Annotated in this window: 16 protein-coding genes; 7 read left to right on the top strand and 9 right to left on the bottom strand. The window is 71.7% G+C overall.

Annotated elements, in window-relative coordinates:
* Nucleotides 1-72 precede the first annotated feature (72 nt).
* Nucleotides 73-1,818: a biotin carboxylase N-terminal domain-containing protein gene (locus AB0B66_RS02615; protein WP_360521789.1), complete on the bottom strand. Its 1,746-nt coding sequence runs from the start codon at nt 1,816-1,818 to the stop codon at nt 73-75.
* Nucleotides 1,819-1,987: 169 nt separating this feature from the next.
* On the opposite strand from AB0B66_RS02615, the gene AB0B66_RS02610 reads away from it, so the two are divergent.
* The 4 genes from AB0B66_RS02610 (at nt 1,988) to AB0B66_RS02595 (ending at nt 5,752) form a co-directional block, all read left to right on the top strand.
* On the top strand, nt 1,988-2,596 hold the full coding sequence (locus AB0B66_RS02610) for a PadR family transcriptional regulator (protein ID WP_360521684.1): 609 nt from the start codon (nt 1,988-1,990) through the stop codon (nt 2,594-2,596).
* Between the two features lie 67 nt (nt 2,597-2,663).
* The gene (locus AB0B66_RS02605) at nt 2,664-3,614 is read left to right on the top strand and encodes an ATP-binding cassette domain-containing protein (RefSeq protein ID WP_360521786.1); all 951 of its coding nucleotides are present in this window, start codon (nt 2,664-2,666) and stop codon (nt 3,612-3,614) included.
* A gap of 3 nt (nt 3,615-3,617) precedes the next feature.
* On the top strand, nt 3,618-4,379 hold the full coding sequence (locus AB0B66_RS02600; RefSeq protein ID WP_203693252.1) for an ABC transporter permease: 762 nt from the start codon (nt 3,618-3,620) through the stop codon (nt 4,377-4,379).
* A 59-nt stretch (nt 4,380-4,438) separates the two neighbouring features.
* The gene (locus tag AB0B66_RS02595; protein WP_360521681.1) at nt 4,439-5,752 is read left to right on the top strand and encodes an MFS transporter; all 1,314 of its coding nucleotides are present in this window, start codon (nt 4,439-4,441) and stop codon (nt 5,750-5,752) included.
* A gap of 123 nt (nt 5,753-5,875) precedes the next feature.
* Here AB0B66_RS02595 and AB0B66_RS02590 read toward each other — a convergent pair whose 3' ends face one another.
* The 8 genes from AB0B66_RS02590 to AB0B66_RS02555 all read right to left on the bottom strand — a co-directional run bounded on the left by AB0B66_RS02590 (nt 5,876) and on the right by AB0B66_RS02555 (nt 13,312).
* Nucleotides 5,876-6,535 carry a class I SAM-dependent methyltransferase gene (locus AB0B66_RS02590; RefSeq protein WP_360521678.1) on the bottom strand — a complete coding sequence of 220 codons (660 nt, stop codon included), beginning with the start codon at nt 6,533-6,535 and terminating at the stop codon, nt 5,876-5,878.
* A gap of 106 nt (nt 6,536-6,641) precedes the next feature.
* Entirely contained in the window at nt 6,642-7,265 is a 624-nt protein-coding gene (locus tag AB0B66_RS02585; protein WP_360521675.1) for a nucleoside triphosphate pyrophosphatase, read from the bottom strand.
* A gap of 118 nt (nt 7,266-7,383) precedes the next feature.
* Entirely contained in the window at nt 7,384-8,535 is a 1,152-nt protein-coding gene (locus tag AB0B66_RS02580) for a S8 family serine peptidase (RefSeq protein ID WP_360521672.1), read from the bottom strand.
* Entirely contained in the window at nt 8,532-9,785 is a 1,254-nt protein-coding gene (locus AB0B66_RS02575) for a hypothetical protein (protein WP_360521669.1), read from the bottom strand. Before AB0B66_RS02575 ends, AB0B66_RS02580 begins: the two co-directional genes overlap by 4 nt.
* Nucleotides 9,785-10,351: a hypothetical protein gene (locus AB0B66_RS02570; RefSeq protein WP_360521666.1), complete on the bottom strand. Its 567-nt coding sequence runs from the start codon at nt 10,349-10,351 to the stop codon at nt 9,785-9,787. Before AB0B66_RS02570 ends, AB0B66_RS02575 begins: the two co-directional genes overlap by 1 nt.
* Before the next feature lie 135 nt (nt 10,352-10,486).
* The gene (locus AB0B66_RS02565) at nt 10,487-10,687 is read right to left on the bottom strand and encodes an acyl-CoA carboxylase subunit epsilon (RefSeq protein ID WP_360521663.1); all 201 of its coding nucleotides are present in this window, start codon (nt 10,685-10,687) and stop codon (nt 10,487-10,489) included.
* 1 nt (nt 10,688) lies between these two features.
* On the bottom strand, nt 10,689-11,651 hold the full coding sequence (locus AB0B66_RS02560; RefSeq protein WP_360521660.1) for an NYN domain-containing protein: 963 nt from the start codon (nt 11,649-11,651) through the stop codon (nt 10,689-10,691).
* A gap of 77 nt (nt 11,652-11,728) precedes the next feature.
* On the bottom strand, nt 11,729-13,312 hold the full coding sequence (locus tag AB0B66_RS02555; protein ID WP_360521783.1) for an acyl-CoA carboxylase subunit beta: 1,584 nt from the start codon (nt 13,310-13,312) through the stop codon (nt 11,729-11,731).
* Nucleotides 13,313-13,530: 218 nt separating this feature from the next.
* Between AB0B66_RS02555 and AB0B66_RS02550 the strand changes: the two genes are divergently transcribed.
* From AB0B66_RS02550 to AB0B66_RS02540, 3 genes are all read left to right on the top strand, one after another.
* Nucleotides 13,531-14,244 carry a hypothetical protein gene (locus AB0B66_RS02550; protein ID WP_360521657.1) on the top strand — a complete coding sequence of 238 codons (714 nt, stop codon included), beginning with the start codon at nt 13,531-13,533 and terminating at the stop codon, nt 14,242-14,244.
* 30 nt (nt 14,245-14,274) lie between these two features.
* Entirely contained in the window at nt 14,275-15,063 is a 789-nt protein-coding gene (locus tag AB0B66_RS02545) for a biotin--[acetyl-CoA-carboxylase] ligase (protein WP_360521780.1), read from the top strand.
* Between the two features lie 144 nt (nt 15,064-15,207).
* Entirely contained in the window at nt 15,208-16,143 is a 936-nt protein-coding gene (locus AB0B66_RS02540) for a hypothetical protein (protein ID WP_360521654.1), read from the top strand.
* Nucleotides 16,144-16,294 lie beyond the last annotated feature (151 nt).

Raw genomic sequence — 16,294 nt, 5'->3', positions numbered from 1 at the left:
GCGGCCTCAAGGAGTCCTTGAGGCCGCGACTTTTCAAGAGTTGCGCCAGGTGATGGGCTGGGCCGGGCGGGGCTATTTGATCTCGCAGATCGTGGTGCCGGACTGGACGACCTCGCCCACCGCTGCGGACAGGCCGGTGATGGTGCCGGACTTGTGGGCGGTGAGGGGCTGTTCCATCTTCATGGCCTCCAGGACCACGACGGTGTCGCCCTCGGCCACGGTGTCGCCGTCGGCGACCGCGAGCTTGACGATGGTGCCCTGCATGGGGGCGGTCAGCGCGTCGCCGCCCGCGGCGACCTTCGCGCCGCGCTTGGCTCCGGGCCGCTTGGCGGGACGTCCGGCCGCGGGCGCGGCCACGGCCGTACCTCCGAACGAGGCCGGCAGGGAGACCTCCAGGCGCTTGCCGCCGACCTCGACCACGACGGTCTGCCGCTCGCCGGCCTCCTCGTCGGTGGGGGCCGCGGCGCCGAACGGCGGGACGGTGTTGTTCCACTCCGTCTCGATCCACCGGGTGTGCACGATGAACTCGACGAACGCGGGGTCGCGCACGATGGCGCGGTGGAACGGCAGGGCGGTGGCCATGCCCTCGACGACCATCTCGTCCAGGGCGCGGCGAGCCCGTTCCAGGGCCTCGGTGCGGTTCTCGCCGGTGATGATCACCTTGGCGAGCAGCGAGTCGAAGTTGCCGCTGATGGCGTTGCCGGTCTCGAAACCGGTGTCGACGCGCACGCCGGGACCGCCGGGCAGGTGCATCTTGGTGATCACGCCAGGGGCGGGCAGGAAGTTGCGGCCCGGGTCCTCGCCGTTGATCCGGAACTCGATCGAGTGGCCACGCGGGGCCGGGTCGGCCTGCAGGCGCAGCTTCTCGCCCGCGGCGATCCGGAACTGCTCGCGGACCAGGTCGATGCCGGAGGTCTCCTCGGTGACCGGGTGCTCGACCTGGAGCCGGGTGTTGACCTCCAGGAACGAGATGGTGCCGTCGACGCCGACGAGGTATTCGACGGTGCCCGCGCCGTGGTAACCGGCCTCGCGGCAGATCGCCTTGGCCGAGTCGTGAATGGCGCTGCGCTGAGCCTCGGTCAGGAACGGCGCGGGGGCCTCCTCGACCAGCTTCTGGTGGCGGCGCTGCAGGGAGCAGTCGCGGGTGCCGACGACGATGACGTTGCCGTGCTGGTCGGCCAGCACCTGGGCTTCGACGTGGCGGGGCCGGTCGAGGTAGCGCTCGACGAAGCACTCGCCCCGGCCGAACGCCGCGACCGCCTCGCGGGTGGCCGAGTCGAACAGCTCAGGGATCTCCTCCAGAGTGCGGGCGACCTTGAGGCCGCGCCCGCCGCCGCCGAACGCGGCCTTGATGGCCACGGGCAGGCCGTGCTCCTGGGCGAAGGCGACGATCTCGTCGGCGTGCTTCACCGGGTCGGGCGTGCCGGGCACCAGGGGAGCACCGGCGCGCTGGGCGATGTGCCGGGCGGTGACCTTGTCGCCGAGGTCGCGGATGGCCTGCGGGGTGGGGCCGACCCAGGTCAGGCCCGCCTCGATGACGGCCTCGGCGAACGCGGCGTTCTCGGACAGGAAGCCGTAGCCGGGGTGCACCGCGTCGGCGCCGGAGCGCTGCGCGACCTCGATCAGCTTGTCGATGCGCAGGTACGTGTCGGCGCTGGTCTCACCGCCGAGGGCGTACGCCTCGTCGGCGATGGTCACGTGCAGGGCGTCGCGGTCGCCGTCGGCGTACACGGCGACGCTGGCCAGGCCCGCGTCACGGCACGCGCGTGCCACGCGTACGGCGATCTCGCCACGGTTCGCGATCAACACTTTGGACAGCATCGTCATCATCGTCCTCCCCGAACGGGCCTGCGCGGAGTCTATCGGTGGAGTTGATCATTAACGAGCGCTCAGGAGGCATGTGACCTGTGTCATGAACGCTCGTTCATGTCACCGCTGGTGGGGGTGGGATACCCCGGATCGCCGGTACGGCCGCACACTGTTCACCGTGTCGACGACCCGAATGATGATCCTCGGCGTGGTGCGGATGGCGCAGCCGGTGCACGGCTACGACGTCCGCCGGGAGTTGCTGAGCTGGCACGCCGACAAGTGGGCCAACGTGCAGCCCGGTTCGGTCTATCACGCGCTGAAGAAACTCGCCGAGGAGGGCGCGCTGCGGGAGGTCGGCAGCGAGCAGGTGGGCGGCCGCCCCGCGCGGACGCGGTACGAGATGACCCCCAAGGGTGACGAGCAGTTCCGCGACCTGCTGTCGGCCGCGCTGTGGGAGCGGCGAGAGGTGGAGGACCCGTTCCTGGCCGGCTTCTCGCTGATGACCGAGCTGCCTCGGGAGGAGGTGGCCGCCGCGCTGCGGCACCGGGCCCGGCAGCTGCGGGCCGACAACGAGGGCGCGGGAGCGGCGATCGCCTCGGGCTGGGCGGTGCCGGAGAACAAGCCGGCCCACGTGCGCTGGATGCTCGAACTGGGCATCGCCCGCAACGACGGCGAGATCGCCTGGTGCGAGCGGGTCGCCGAGCGGATCGAGGCGGGGGAGCCGTACCTGTCGGCGGAGTTGCAGGAGCGCTGGAAGCGCGGGTTCGGTAACTCCGCAACCGATTAATCAAACTTGACTACTGTCAGACCGCAGCCCTAGGCTCCAGGTCACCCCTGACCTTGGAGTAAAAATGATCATCGAGACCTCCGGGCTGCGGAAGTCCTTCCGCTCCCGCGCCGGTCGCGAGACGAAGACCGTGGAGGCGGTACGCGGCGTCGACCTGAGCGTCGCCGAGGGCGAGATCTTCGGCTTCCTCGGCCCGAACGGCGCCGGCAAGACCACCACCCTGCGGATGCTCGCGACCCTGCTGGAGCCCGACGGCGGCAGCGCCGTCATCGCGGGCGCCGACCTGCGCAAGGAGCCGGGCGAGGTGCGCCGCCGCATCGGCTACGTCGCCCAGGGCGGCAGCACCTGGGACGAGTCCACCGGCCGCGAGGAGCTGGTGCTGCACGCCCGCATGTACGGCATCGGCAAGGCCGACGCCCAGCGCCGCGCCGACGAGGCCCTGCAGACCTTCGAGCTGGCCGAGTACGCCGACCGCCGCTGCAAGACCTACTCCGGCGGCCAGCGCCGCCGTGTCGACATCGCGCTCGGCATCATCCACTCGCCGAAGGTCGTCTTCCTCGACGAGCCGACCACCGGCCTGGACCCGCAGTCCCGCGCCCACATGTGGGGCGAGGTGCGCAAGCTGCGGGAGATGGGCATGACCGTCTTCCTCACCACGCACTACCTGGACGAGGCCGACGCGCTCTGCGACCGGCTGGCGATCATGGACCACGGCCAGATCGTCGCCGAGGGCACGCCCGCCGACCTCAAGCAGGAGGTGCTCGGCGACGTCGTCTCCGTCAACGCGCGCGAGGTGGCCAAGGCCGCCGACCTGTTCGACAACGCCGAGTACGTGCGCAAGGTCGAGACCACCGAGCAGTCCCTGCGGCTGTACGTCGAGGACGGTGCGAGCGCCATCCCGCACGTGCTGCGCACCCTGGACGCCGAAGGCGTTGCCATCGAGGGCATCGAGCTGCACCGGCCCAGCCTCGACGACGTGTTCCTGGCCAAGACCGGCCGCAGCCTGAGGGAGAGCTGAGCAGTGAAGTTCCTTCGTGACACCTGGCTGGTCTTCCAGCGCCAGATGCAGCTGCTGCTGCGCAACCCGGTCTGGGTCGCCGTCGGCATCATCCAGCCGATGTTCTACCTGCTGCTGTTCGCGCCGCTGATGAAGCAGGCGCTCAGCCAGGGCGGCCCGATGACCGACGAGCAGGCGTACCGGATCTTCGTGCCCGGCATGCTGGTCATGGTCGCCCTGTTCAGCGCCTTCTCCGGGTTCGGCATCATCGCCGAGCTGCGGGCCGGGGTGATCGAGCGCAACCGGGTCACCCCGGTCAGCCGGGTCGCGCTGCTGCTCGGCCGCTCGCTGCGTGACGTGGTGCAGTTGCTGTTCCAGGCCGTGCTGGTGACGCTGCTCGCGGTCCCGTTCGGGCTGCGGGTGGCGGTCGGTGACGCGCTGCTGGCATACCTGCTGATCGGCCTGATGACGCTGCTGCTGTCGTCGACCGGCTACGCGCTGGGCCTGACCCTGCGCAGCGAGGACGCCATGGCCCCGATGCTGAACACCGTCATCCAGCCGATCATGCTGCTGGCGGGCATCTTCCTGCCGCTCACCTTCGCCCCGGAATGGCTGAAGAACGTCGCCAAGGCCAACCCGTTCAAGTGGGCGACCGACGGGGTGCGGGCGCTGTTCGCAGGCAACCCTGGTGACGACGCGGTCTGGCAGGCGCTGGCGATCCTCACCCCGCTGACCGTGGTTGCGTTGATCATCTCGTCGCGGACGTTCGCCAAGTCCGTGCGCTGAGGTGTTGGCTCCGTCTCAACCCGAGGCCGGGGTACCTGTAAGGAGCGTAGCTTCGGTAGGTGCCCCGGCTTTCGCGTGACCTCGCCACCTGGTTGATCTACCTTCAGCTGGGTCTCTGGGGCTACTTCAACTACGGCTTCGGCCCGATCGTGCCGCTGCTGCGGGCCGAGCAGGGCACCTCGGCCGCCGTGGCCGGGCTGCACAGCACCGCCATCGCGGTCGGCGCGGTCGCGGGTGGCGCGGCCTACCCCCACCTGTCCCGGCGCTTCGGCCGCGGTCCCGTGCTCTGGGCCTGCCAGGCCGTCATCGGCGCGGGTGTGCTCGGCTTCGTGCTGCTGCCCGCGTACTTCGCGGTCACCATCGGGCTCACCGTCGTCATCGCCACGGCCGGCATCGCCGCGATCGGCGGCATCGTCTCCGCGCTGGCCGAGCGGCACGGACCGGCCGGTCCGGCCGCGATCAGCGAGGCCAACGCTGTCGCCTGCGCCGCGGGCCTGGTCGCCCCGCTGATCATCGGCGCGGCCATCCGCGCGGGTTGGGGCTGGCGGGCCGGTCTCGCCCTGCTGGTCGCCCTGATCGCCCTGGTCGCGGTCCTCGCGAAGATCAAGGGGGTACGCATCCCGTCCGGCCACGCCGCCCCGGTCGTGGCCGGGACGGGCCTCGCCGTCGCGCCCGCCACCGCGGACCGCGTCGCGGCACCGGACGCCGGTCGGGTCGCGACGGTCGCCGTCGACAGCCGGGCCGCCGTGCCGGCCGGTAACGGTCCGGTCCGCCCTCGGGGCACCCGGCTACCGGGGGCGTACTGGCTGGCCTGGGGCATGATGACCGTCACCGGGGCGGTCGAGGTCGTGCTGTCGATGTGGACCGCGGAGGTGCTGCGGGGCCAGGTCGGGCTGTCCACCGGGGCGGCCACCGCGGTCATGTCCGCGATGGTCGGCGGCATGTTCGCCGGCCGCCTGGCCGGGGCCCGGATCGCGCTGCGGATGTCCGCCATCCCGCTCTACTTCGGTGCGCTGGCGCTGAGTCTCGCCGGGTTCATCGTCTTCTGGAGCGCCGGCAGCGCGGTGGCGGCGGTGGCGGGCCTGATCGTGGTCGGGCTCGGCAACGCCATGCACTATCCGCTGGCCATTTCGCTGGCCGTGGCCGCCGCACCGGGCCAGGCCGACCGGGCCGCCGGGGTGGCGTCGTACTCGATGGCGGTCAGCTTCGGGGCCGGCCCGCTGCTGCTCGGCCTGGTCGCCGACCAGGTCGGCGCGCACGCCGCGTTCCTGTTCATCCCGCTGCTGATCGCGGGCGCTGCTTACCTGGCCTGGCGCTTCGCCGCGACCAGCCGCACCTCGCTCACCCCGGCCCTGGCGACGGACCCCGCCTGACCCGCCGCTGAGCGGTGGCTGGCGACGGGGTTGCCGGGGAAGATCGCCGTTTCGGGTCAGAACCTGGCGTCGAAACGCAGATCATGACCGGAAACGGCGATCATGCCTGCCACACCGAGTCGGTCAGCGCTTGCGGGCCAAGGTGACGCCGTCGGAGAAGGGGAGCATGACGACGTCGACGCGGTTGTCGGCGGCGGCCTTGGCGTTGAAGGCGATCAGTGCGGCGGTGGACGTGTCCTTAGGCTTGTCGTCCAGGACGTGGCCCGACCACAGCACGTTGTCCACGATCAGCATCCCGCCGGGGCGCATCCGCGGCACCAGCGCGTCCCAGTATGCCGCGTAGCCCTCCTTGTCGGCGTCGATGAAGGCCAGATCCAGGTGGGGTTCCTCAGGCAGCGCGGCCAACCCCTCGACAGCCGGCCCGAGGCGCAGCTCGATGCGGTCGGCCAGCCCGGCCCGCTGCCAGTAGCGCTGCGCGATGGCCGTGTACTCGGCGGAGATGTCGAAGCAGACCAGCCTGCCGCCGTCGGCCAGTCCCCGGCCGATGGCCAGCGAGGACATGCCGGTGAAGGTGCCCACCTCGACCGCGTTGCGGGCGTCGACCAGCCTGGTCAGCATCGTCAGCAGCGCGGCGTACTCGGGCTCGATCTGCATCCGGGACGCGCCGCCGGTCGCCCGCAGCGTCTCGGCGACCAGGTCACGTTCCAGGTCGCCGGGCGGGGTGCCGTGCGCGACGACGTAATCGTGCAGCTCGTCGGTGACCGTGATGAAGGCGCGGCCCATGACTCCTCCACTCCGCCCGCCCGGGGTACGCCGGGCCGAGCTGTCCAACACGCGGGGCCCGGGTGTGCCCGTTGGCCCACCGCCGACCCTATGCCAGGCGGGCGGGTCAGCGCTGCCGCCAGAGCTCCGTGATCGGGATGTCCAGCGCGGCCAGCAGGCGGCGCAGCAGCGGCAGGGAGAGCCCGACGACGTTGCTGTGGTCGCCCTCGATGCGCTCGATGAAGGCGCCGCCCAGCCCGTCGATGGTGAAGGAGCCCGCGACCCACAGCGGCTCACCGGTGGCGACGTACGCCTCGATCTCGGCGTCGCCGATGTCCGCGAAGTGGACCACGGTCGAGCCGACCTCCTCGGTGACCCGGCCGGTGTGCAGCTCGACCAGGCAGTGGCCGGTGTGCAGCACGCCGCTGCGCCCCCGCATGGCCTGCCAGCGCTTGACGGCGTCGTCGGCGTCGTCGGGCTTGCCGAGGATCTGCCCGTCGAAGGCGAGCACGGAGTCGCAGCCCAGGACGAGTGCCCTGGCGGGGGCGGTCGCGCTGTGCCGCAGGCGCTCGGCGACCGCGTGGGCCTTCATCCGAGCCAGCACCGCGCTCAGCGCCTCCGCCGTGGTCGCCTCGACGGCGTCCTCGTCGACCCCGCTGACGATCACCTCGGCGTCGATGCCCGCCGCGTCGAGCAGGGTGCGCCGGGCCGGGCTCGCGGAGGCGAGGATGAAGGTCGGTCGAGCTGCCATGCAGGGCAGCGTACCGGCGTCCGAAGCGCCGGGCCCGCCACGGGCGGCGGCGGCACGCGGCTTAGGACGTTAGGAAGGGCACCTTCACAACGCTATGCGTTGTGAAGGTGCCCTTCCTTCAGCGGCGTTTGCGTAGGACCAGGAAGACGGCGATGCCGGCGATCACCAGGACGGCGCCGACGAGCACGACGACGAGCAGGGCGACGCCCGTGAAGAGGCGGCTCAGGCCGCCGCTGTCCGGGGTGCCGGGCAGCTCGGGCAGGGACACCTCGATCGACGGCGCGATGGTGGGGGCGGTGGCCGAGGGTGCCGCGGCCGGGGCGGTCAGTGCAGCGACGGGATCGATGAGGCCGAAGCCGTAGTCGTTGTCGCGGCCCGCGGGGCCCTTGTCCACGGCGGTGCGGGTCATCCGCTCCAGCACCTCGTCCGCGGTGAGCTGGGGGTACTTCGACCAGACCAGCGCCGCGACCCCGGCCGTGATGGCGGTCGCCGGGCTGGTGCCGCTGGACTTGCGGTACTGCGTGTTCGTGGCCTTGTTGATGCGGCTGGTGCTGGTGATGTCGACGCCCGGGGCGACGAGCTGCACCTCCGCACCGCGGGTCGAGACCGGGGCGACCGCGCCCTTCCGGTCCACCGCGCCGACCGCGACCGCGCCGGGGTAGCGGCCCGGGGCGGCGACGTAGAAGTTCTCCGGCTGGTTGCCCGCAGCGGCGATGATCAGCACCCCCGCCGCGTGTGCGCGTTCCACCGCCTTGATCAGCACCGAGGAGTCCGCGGACGGGGCTGACTCGGAGATCGAGATGATCTTCACGCCGCGCTTGACAGCCTCATCGATGCCGATCGCGATGGCGTCGCCGCCGCCGTGGCCCTTGGCCGTGGAGATCCGGATCGGCAGGATCTTCGCCTTCGGGGCCAGGCCCAGCACGCCGTCCCGGTTGCCCGCGCCGTGCCCGTGGCCGGCGATCAGGCCGGCCATGCTGCTGCCGTGGCCCTCGTCGTCGCCCCAGCCGTCGCCGTCGCCGCCGACGATCGTGTCGAAGCCCTTGAGCACGTTGCCGGTGAGGTCGGGGTGCCCGCCCTCCACGCCGCTGTCGATGAGGGCGACTGTCACGCCTTCGCCCTGGCTGATCGCGTGTGCCTCGCTGACCCGCAGGAACGGCAGGAACCACTGGTCGTTGCGGTACCGGTCGGCGTGGGCGGGAGCGCCCACCCCGACCGTGGCGACGGCGGCGAGCAGGCTCGCCGCCGCCAGACGTGCGGCAAACCTCATCGGGCGAGCCCGATCGCCGGACCCGGGTCCACCGGACCGGGCGCGTCCGGCGCGTCCAGCACCGGAGCGCCGCCCTGATCCACGGCCCACAGGGTGTCCGGATCGAAGTCGGGATCGTCCTCGTCACGACGCCGGCCCGCGCCCGGCGCACCGCCCATGGGCGCGCCGAAGCCGTTCGCGCCGCGACCGCTGACCGTGCCCGCCGCGCCGCGGCCGCCCATGCCGCCGCCCGGTCCGCCGATCATGCCGCCGACCGGGTTGGCGCGGGCTCCCGCGACGCCGGGGCGGCCGCCCATGCCGGCACCGGGAGCGCCGCCGATGACCCCGCCCGCGGGCATCGCGCGCGGCGCGCCGAGGCCCGGACCGGGATTGCCGATGACGGGAGTGCCGATGGTGGGTTTGCCCATGCCGGGCAGCACGGGTGGCGGAGCGCCGATCACCGGGCCGGTGTTGAACGGCGGCGTGCCGCCGGGCGGCGTGACCGGCGGCGGCGTGCCGGGGATCGTGGGCGTGGGGGTGGGCGCCGTCGGCGTCGGGGCCAGTCCGGTGAGGTCGGGGCCCGTGGCCACCGGCACCGGGGCCAGCGTGGCGCCGCCCACCGTGGGCGTCGGGGCGATCGCGCCGCCGTACGGCATCACCGGCGGGATCACCGGCGGCACCACGCCGCTGTAGTCCCGCTCGTCGCCACTCTGGTGCTTGACCGGCGGCAGGTACGGCTTGGGCGGGGCCATGCCGACCCGGACCAGGGACAGGTCCGCCGACAGCCCGCGCATCACGCCACGGGCCTCGTTCAGCTTGCCCTCCAGGAACTTCTCCGGCGTCTGTCCACTCGGGAGCGGCGTCGGCTCGCCGTTGCGCAGGGCGCGGTCGATCCGGTTGTACTCCTCGCGGATCGGCTGGAGCTTGCGCTCGGCCTCGCTGAACGCGGCCGGGATGTCCCGGGAGTACTGGTGGTTCTGGGTGGACACGCGGGCCACGTCCTCGACCGCGACGATCAGCTCGTCGAGCTTGGCCAGGTAGGCCTTGGCGGCGTCGCTGGACTCCGGCGGCCAGGCCTGCGCCAGCCGTTCGCGGTAGGTCTGCAGGCGGCTCTTGTGCAGGTAGGCCAGCTCGCCAGCCCGCTTCCAGCCGGACGCCTGGGTGTAGTGGGGCTCCAGCTGGCGGCCCGCCACCAGGTCCCACATCTGCTGCATCGACTTGCCGTACCAGTTGGTGCCGGCCGGGGCGCGGTCCTCGGGTGGGATGCCCATCAGTAGTCCCCTCCGTCGGTCGTGGTGCCGCCCGTCGGAGTGACCTGCGGGATCGTCGTGGTCGGCGCGGTGGTGGTCGGCGCGGTGGTCGTGCCGGGCTGCTGCGCGGTGGTGGGCACCTGCGCGGTGGTGGGCACCGCGACGGCCAGGTTCTTGTTCACGTCCTGGGCCTTGGCCGCGCCGAGCGCGTCGGCCTCGCCGTACTTCTTGCTGATCTGACGGGCGGCGGTGACGAACGCCAGCACCGCCTGATCGTGCTTGAGCAGCGCGTCGGAGGTCTGCACCAGCAGCTCGCGCTGCCAGCCGAGGCTGGAGCACAGCTCGATGAAGTCGGCGTGCGGGTCGGCGACCTTCGCGGACATGTCCTTGAAGACCTCCTGCGCATGCGGCCGGTAGTCCTTGGTGTGCTCCGTCTCCAGCGCTTCGGCGAAGTCGACCAGGCTCTGCAGGTCGACGGCGAGCGAGCCGTCGTCGTATCCGGTAAACGTGTTCGCCTTCGTGTACCCGCTCTCGCGACCGTAGTCACGCAGCCAGGCAGGTCCTTTGTCCTCTTCGGGCAGACCCATCTCGCACGCCCTCCCCAGGGGTTCTCGTCCGCGATCGGCGGTGCCGCGGTCAGTGACCAACGCGGTCCAGCGCTAGCAGACTACCGAAATGGGGCAAGGATGCACACCGGGCTATCGGCCGTGCTCACCCGCTGGTCAGCGGGGCAGGCCGGAACTCCGCCAGGCGCCCGGCCCGGCCGCGGTCACCGCGGGCAGCCCGCTGCGCCACCACGCGGACACCTGCGCCGCCGGCTCGGCGACCGCCGCGGGGCGGGCCGACAGCACCGCCACCAGCGCTGCGACCTCCTCGGGCGTCGGCGTGCCCCGTTCGATCCGGATCACCGGCTGCTCCGTCATCTCAACCCTCCCCATGCGGCCTGGCCAGGCCGAACTCCCGATACACCCGCGACCAGAAGCCGTCGCGGACCCACAGCCGTGCCTTCTCGAAGGGGCGCAGCGAGATGCCGAGCTCCTTCTCCGCCTCCACCAACAGCTCCTTGTCGATGACCGTCGGCAGCAGCGGACCCGGCAGCAGGTCGCCGATGTTGTCACGACCGCGGGTGAGGATCCACTTCTGGGCCACGTACTCGCCGATGTCGACGAGCTGGGTGCGCTCCGGTGGTTGCGGCTGCCAGCGGCGCGCGGCCGGCACCGGGCGCGGCTCCGGGGGAGCCGAGACCTGCGCGGCGGGCAGCGCGATGGCGGGCCGGCCGGAGAACACCTCGGCGGGCGTGGGCGTACGGATCCGCCCGGTCGCCGTGAAGTACGGCCGGACGAAGTCCGCGTCCAGCGTGTACACCGTGTCGCTCTCCCAGACCAGCCGCTCGGCCTGGTTGGTGCCGTACGGCGGCTCGACGCCCCACAGGTGCACCCGCACGCCGTAGCTCTGCGCCCCCTCGACCGCCGAGAGCATGTCCTCGTCGCCGGCGACCAGCACGGCGTCGGTGACCGAGCGGTGCCGGGCCAGCGTCTCCAGGTCGCTGCGGATCTGCGCGTCCACGCCCTTCTGCTGCCCGCGCAGGTTCAGGTTGCCCAGCCGCAGTTTGACCTGCGCCATCTGGGCGATGACGCGCTGGTCGATGGTGGGCACCCGGTCGCGTGCCGCGTCGAACCAGTACAGCCGGAGCAGGTCGGCGCCGAGGCAGCTCGCGGCCTGCGCCATGAGCGCGTGAATCATCGACTCGGCGTCCACTTTGAACTCCGAGCGGTTCGACGTGCCGAGCAGCAGCTCCCCGGAGGCCGCGTACAGGTAGCCCACGTCCACCAGCACCGTGTAGCGGCGCGGCAGCAGGTGGCGATCGGCAGGCTCCTGCACGGTCATCCCGACATAGTCGCACAGCGACCGGTCAGCGTGAACGTTCTGCCACATGACCGTCACTCAACGATTAACACGTTTGCTCACAGCGGGATGTTGCCATGCTTCTTGGGCGGCAGCGTCTCCCGCTTGGCGGCCAGCGTGCGCAGGCCCCGCACGATGTGCGCACGGGTCGCCGACGGCCGGATCACCGCGTCCACGTAGCCGCGCTCGGCGGCCACGTACGGGTTGGCCAGGGCGTCCTCGTACTCGTCGATCAGCTCGGCGCGGCGGGCCACCGGGTCGTCGGCCGCGGCCAGTTCCGCGCGGTAGAGGATGTTGACCGCGCCCTGCGCGCCCATGACCGCGATCTGCGCCGTCGGCCACGCGAAGTTGAGGTCCGCGCCGAGGTGCTTGGAACCCATGACGTCGTACGCGCCGCCGTACGCCTTGCGGGTGATCACGGTGATCTTCGGGACGGTGGCTTCGGCGTACGCGTAGATGAGCTTCGCGCCGCGGCGGATGATGCCGTCCCACTCCTGGCTCGTGCCGGGCAGGAAGCCGGGCACGTCCACGAAGGTCAGCACCGGGATGTTGAACGCGTCACAGGTGCGCACGAAGCGCGCGGCCTTCTCCGACGCCGCGATGTCCAGGCAGCCCGCGAAGTGCATCGGCTGGTTCGCGACCACACCGACCGGCCGCCCCTCGACCCGGCCGAACCCGGTCAGGATGTTCTGCGCGTACAGCGGCTGCACTTCCAGGAACTCGCCGTCGTCGAGGATCGACTCCAGCACCGCGTGCATGTCGTAGGGCTGGTTCGCCGAGTCCGGGATCAGCGTGTCCAGCTCGGCGTCCGTGTCGCCGGTGGCCAGGTTCGCGGCGGCCGGCCAGACCGGCGCGGCGTCCAGGTTGTTGCTCGGCAGGTACGACAGCAGCGCCTTCACGTAGTCGACCGCGTCCTGCTCGTCGCTGGCCAGGTAGTGCGCGTTGCCGCTCTTGGTGTTGTGCGTGCGCGCGCCGCCCAGCTCCTCCATGCCCACGTCCTCGCCGGTGACCGTCTTGATGACGTCCGGCCCCGTGATGAACATGTGCGAGGTCTGATCGACCATCACCGTGAAGTCGGTGACCGCCGGCGAATACACGGCCCCACCCGCGCAAGGCCCCATGACCAGCGAGATCTGCGGAATCACCCCCGAGGCCCGCACGTTCCGGAAGAAGATCTCCCCGTACAACCCGAGCGAGACCACTCCTTCCTGGATCCGCGCCCCGCCCGAGTCGTTGATCCCGATGACCGGGCACCCGGTCTTCATCGCCAGGTCCATCACCTTGACGATCTTCTCTCCGAAGACCTCACCCAGCGACCCGCCGAACACGGTGAAGTCCTGCGCGAACACGCACACCGGCCGCCCGTCCACGGTCCCGTACCCGGTGACCACCCCGTCGCCGTACGGCCGGTTCCGCTCCTGCCCGAACGCCGTCGACCGGTGCCGCGCCAGCTCGTCCAGCTCCACGAAGGAACCCTCGTCGAGCAGCATCGCGATCCGCTCCCGCGCGGTCTTCTTCCCCCGCGCATGCTGCTTTTCCACCGCCCGAGCCGACCCCGCGTGCACGGCCTCCTCGACCCGCCGCTCGAAGTCCGCAAGCTTCCCAGCCGTGGTCCGCCCATCAACCCGGCTGCTGTCCGGCACCGTAGTAGTCACGCCCCGGACTCTATAACCCACCTGAACCCCCGTTCAGTCATCTACACCACACCGCCCCCGCCCCCTTCATGGCGGCGATCTTGCGTGGGCTGTGGTGTGACACGCGCGTATGGGGCGAATGGGCAACAGTCCGAGCAAGATCGTCGTGATCATGCGCCGTTCGGGTCGTTCGTTTCGTCCGGTTCGGGCGAATCGTTGAGAATGTTGTGACGACGCTGTTCGGGGTGCTGCTGCTGGTGGGCGGCTTTACGGTGCTCGCCGTGGTGCGGCCGTGGCAGTCGGATGACCGTGCGCGCAGGGAGGTCGAGCCGCCCGCGAAGGGCGGGTTTCCGCCGTCCCGGCCGCGACCGGGACCGCGCCGGGGCACGGCGCTGACCAAGAAGGCCGCTGGGAGTGGGATCGGGGCCGGTAAGACGGCCGTGAGCAGTGGTGGCGCGGCGGGCGAGACGACAGGCGGTTCGGTGCGCGGCTCCGCGGCGGTGGCCGGTGCCGCCCGCCGGCCCAGGCCGGCGCGTGGTGTGCCGGTCGAGGCGTCCGACCTGGTCCGTGGTGCGGCGGCCGAGATGGACAGCCCGGTGCGCGGCTCGGTGGCCGACGCGGCCAGCCTGGCGCGTGGCGCGGCCGCCGACGTCGACAACCGGCTGCGTGGTGCGGTGGCCGACATGGACAGCCCGGAGCGGGGCTCTTCGGCCGAGGCGTCGAGTCCCGTGGTGCCGCTGAAGCCGCGACCCGCGGCTCGGCGTGCCGAGCCGCGAGGCGACCGGGTTCCGTTGCGCCACCACCGGGTGGAGAGCATCCAGCGGGGACGGCGGGTGGCCGCCGAGCCGGGGGACACCGAGATCGTGCTGCCGGAGTGGCTCGGCCCGATGTCCGTGCCCGGTGACGACGCCGCGCCGGTGCGCGCCCGTCACGCCGGCTGACCCGCAGGTCGATACGCTCCCGTGGTGGAGATGAGCAGGCAGCCGCTGGACCGGGCACGACTCGCGGCACTGCCGCGCTGGCACGTCGAGGTGAGCGAGGAGACCGGCTCCACCAATGCCGACACCGCCGCGGCCGCGCGGGACGGCGCGGCGGAGGGCCTGGTAGTGACCACGGAGTCGCAGACGGCGGGGCGGGGGCGGCTCGGCCGCACCTGGCAGTCGCCGCCGCGCGCCGGGCTGGCGGTGTCCGTGCTGCTGCGCCCTGCCTCGGACGTCTCCGGCTGGGGCTGGCTCCCGCTGCTCGGCGGGGTCGCGCTGGCCGAGGCGGTACGTGCGGTGACGGGGCTGGAGCCCGCCCTGAAGTGGCCCAACGATCTGCTGATCGGCGGGCGCAAGTGTGCCGGGCTGCTGGCCGAGGTGCCCGCGCCGGGCGCGGTGGTGATCGGCATCGGCCTGAACGTGAGTCTGCGGCCCGAGGAGCTGCCGGAGACTCCGACCGGCCTGCCCGCGACCTCCCTGCTGCTGGCCGGCGCAGCCGAGGCCGACCGGACCGATCTGCTGACGGCCCTGCTGGAGCGGCTGGGTGCGCACTACGACGCCTGGCAGACGGCTGGCGGCGACCCGGACCGGAGCGGCCTGCGGGATGCGTACGTGCGGATGTGCGCGACGCTGGGTCGCCAGGTGTCGGTGATACTGCCTGGCGGCACCACGGACCTGACGGGAGAGGCCGTGACCGTCGACACCGAGGGTCGCCTCGTCGTGCGGACCGCTACCGGTGACCGGCCGGTCGCCGCGGGAGACGTCGTCCACCTGCGCTGACCGGGTCAGCGGGAGCGGCGCGAAAGGAATACCCTCGCCGGACGCCGGTTTGCTCCGTCCGAAGTGGTTGTTCGGCACGGGCGGCGGAGATCCGGCGTGACGTCGACGGTGCGAGTGCCTCGCACCTGACTCACGGTAGGAATCTTGACCAACGTACGACGCAAAGTGCTGCTCGGCGTCGCCACGCTCATGGCCATGAGCGTCGGCGCGCTGGCGGCCCCGGCAGCGGCGCACGCCGCCGCTGAGGACTCGGCGACCGTCTCCGCCGGCACCTTGGTGCTGGAGCCGACGGAGCGCGGCTACGCCGGCACGCTGGAAGCCACCATGCAGAACACCGGCACAGAGCCGGCGTACCTCGGCCTCGCGATCGTCGAGCCGATCGCCAACGCCTGGCAGGACATCGTGGTCGAGGACGCCTGCGTCTGGAACTGGAACCCCGACGGCCGGCGCACCGTCTACTGCGGCACCGGCAGCGTGTTCCAGCCGGGTGAAGAGCGGCGGGTCGACTCGACGTTTCGGGTGCTGAGCAAAACGCGCATGTACGCGATGGAGGCGCTCGGCGGTGAGATCGGCGTCACCTTCAACGACGGGTCGTCGGGTCCGCTGACGCCGTTCTCCACGCTGCTGCGCAGCACGACGGGCTCGGTGGCCAACCCCCGGCTGTTCGTGCAGGACACCCAGTCGAACATCACGCTGAAGGTCGGCAAGGCTCTGAAGCTGACGAAGGACGCCGACGGCCGGTTCCGCGGGCGGCTCGCGGTGACGGTGATCTGGCGCGGCAACGCTCCGCACCAGTACGTGCCGGTCGAGCTGGTCGGTCTGCCGGAAGGCTTCTGGGTGGACGGCACGGAGCCGGATGCCGACCTGCCCTGCTGGCAGGGCTGCGCGGCACCGGGTGGAGAGTTCATGCAGGGTGAAAGCCGCACGTTCAGCCTCATCGTGTCCGGACCGGAAGACGCCGCGGTCGGCGACTACGGCACGCTGACCGCGACGAGCAACGTCACGTGGGGTTTTGTGAACACGACCGACGTCGACCCGTCGGACAACTCCCGCACCTTCACGCTCAAGGTGCTCGGCTGACGGCCGGCTGATAGGACGGGCACCCGGACCTCAGGCCGGGTGCCCGTCCTTTTGCCCGCATGGCGACTCGGCCCGGGGCCCGGGACAGACCGATTGCCGACGGAGCACCCATGGCGGATGGCCCGGCGTCGCCTCGTGGAACTACCCTGCT

Origin of the sequence: Catellatospora sp. NPDC049111, assembly GCF_040648615.1 — a bacterium.
GTDB classification, from domain to species: Bacteria; Actinomycetota; Actinomycetes; order Mycobacteriales; family Micromonosporaceae; genus Catellatospora; species Catellatospora aurea.
The sequence above is the reverse complement of the archived record's forward strand: the minus strand, read 5'-3'. Positions and strand labels throughout refer to the sequence as shown.

What these genes read in the sequence shown, in the direction of transcription:
- AB0B66_RS02570 (WP_360521666.1), bottom strand. Translation starts at nt 10,351, where the DNA reads ATGGGTCTGCCCGAAGAGGACAAAGGACCTGCCTGGCTGCGTGACTAC.
- AB0B66_RS02580 (WP_360521672.1), bottom strand. Translation starts at nt 8,535, where the DNA reads ATGAGGTTTGCCGCACGTCTGGCGGCGGCGAGCCTGCTCGCCGCCGTC.
- AB0B66_RS02585 (WP_360521675.1), bottom strand. Translation starts at nt 7,265, where the DNA reads ATGGCAGCTCGACCGACCTTCATCCTCGCCTCCGCGAGCCCGGCCCGG.
- AB0B66_RS02545 (WP_360521780.1), top strand. Translation starts at nt 14,275, where the DNA reads ATGAGCAGGCAGCCGCTGGACCGGGCACGACTCGCGGCACTGCCGCGC.
- AB0B66_RS02565 (WP_360521663.1), bottom strand. Translation starts at nt 10,687, where the DNA reads ATGACGGAGCAGCCGGTGATCCGGATCGAACGGGGCACGCCGACGCCC.
- AB0B66_RS02575 (WP_360521669.1), bottom strand. Translation starts at nt 9,785, where the DNA reads ATGGGCATCCCACCCGAGGACCGCGCCCCGGCCGGCACCAACTGGTAC.
- AB0B66_RS02590 (WP_360521678.1), bottom strand. Translation starts at nt 6,535, where the DNA reads ATGGGCCGCGCCTTCATCACGGTCACCGACGAGCTGCACGATTACGTC.
- AB0B66_RS02560 (WP_360521660.1), bottom strand. Translation starts at nt 11,651, where the DNA reads ATGACCGTGCAGGAGCCTGCCGATCGCCACCTGCTGCCGCGCCGCTAC.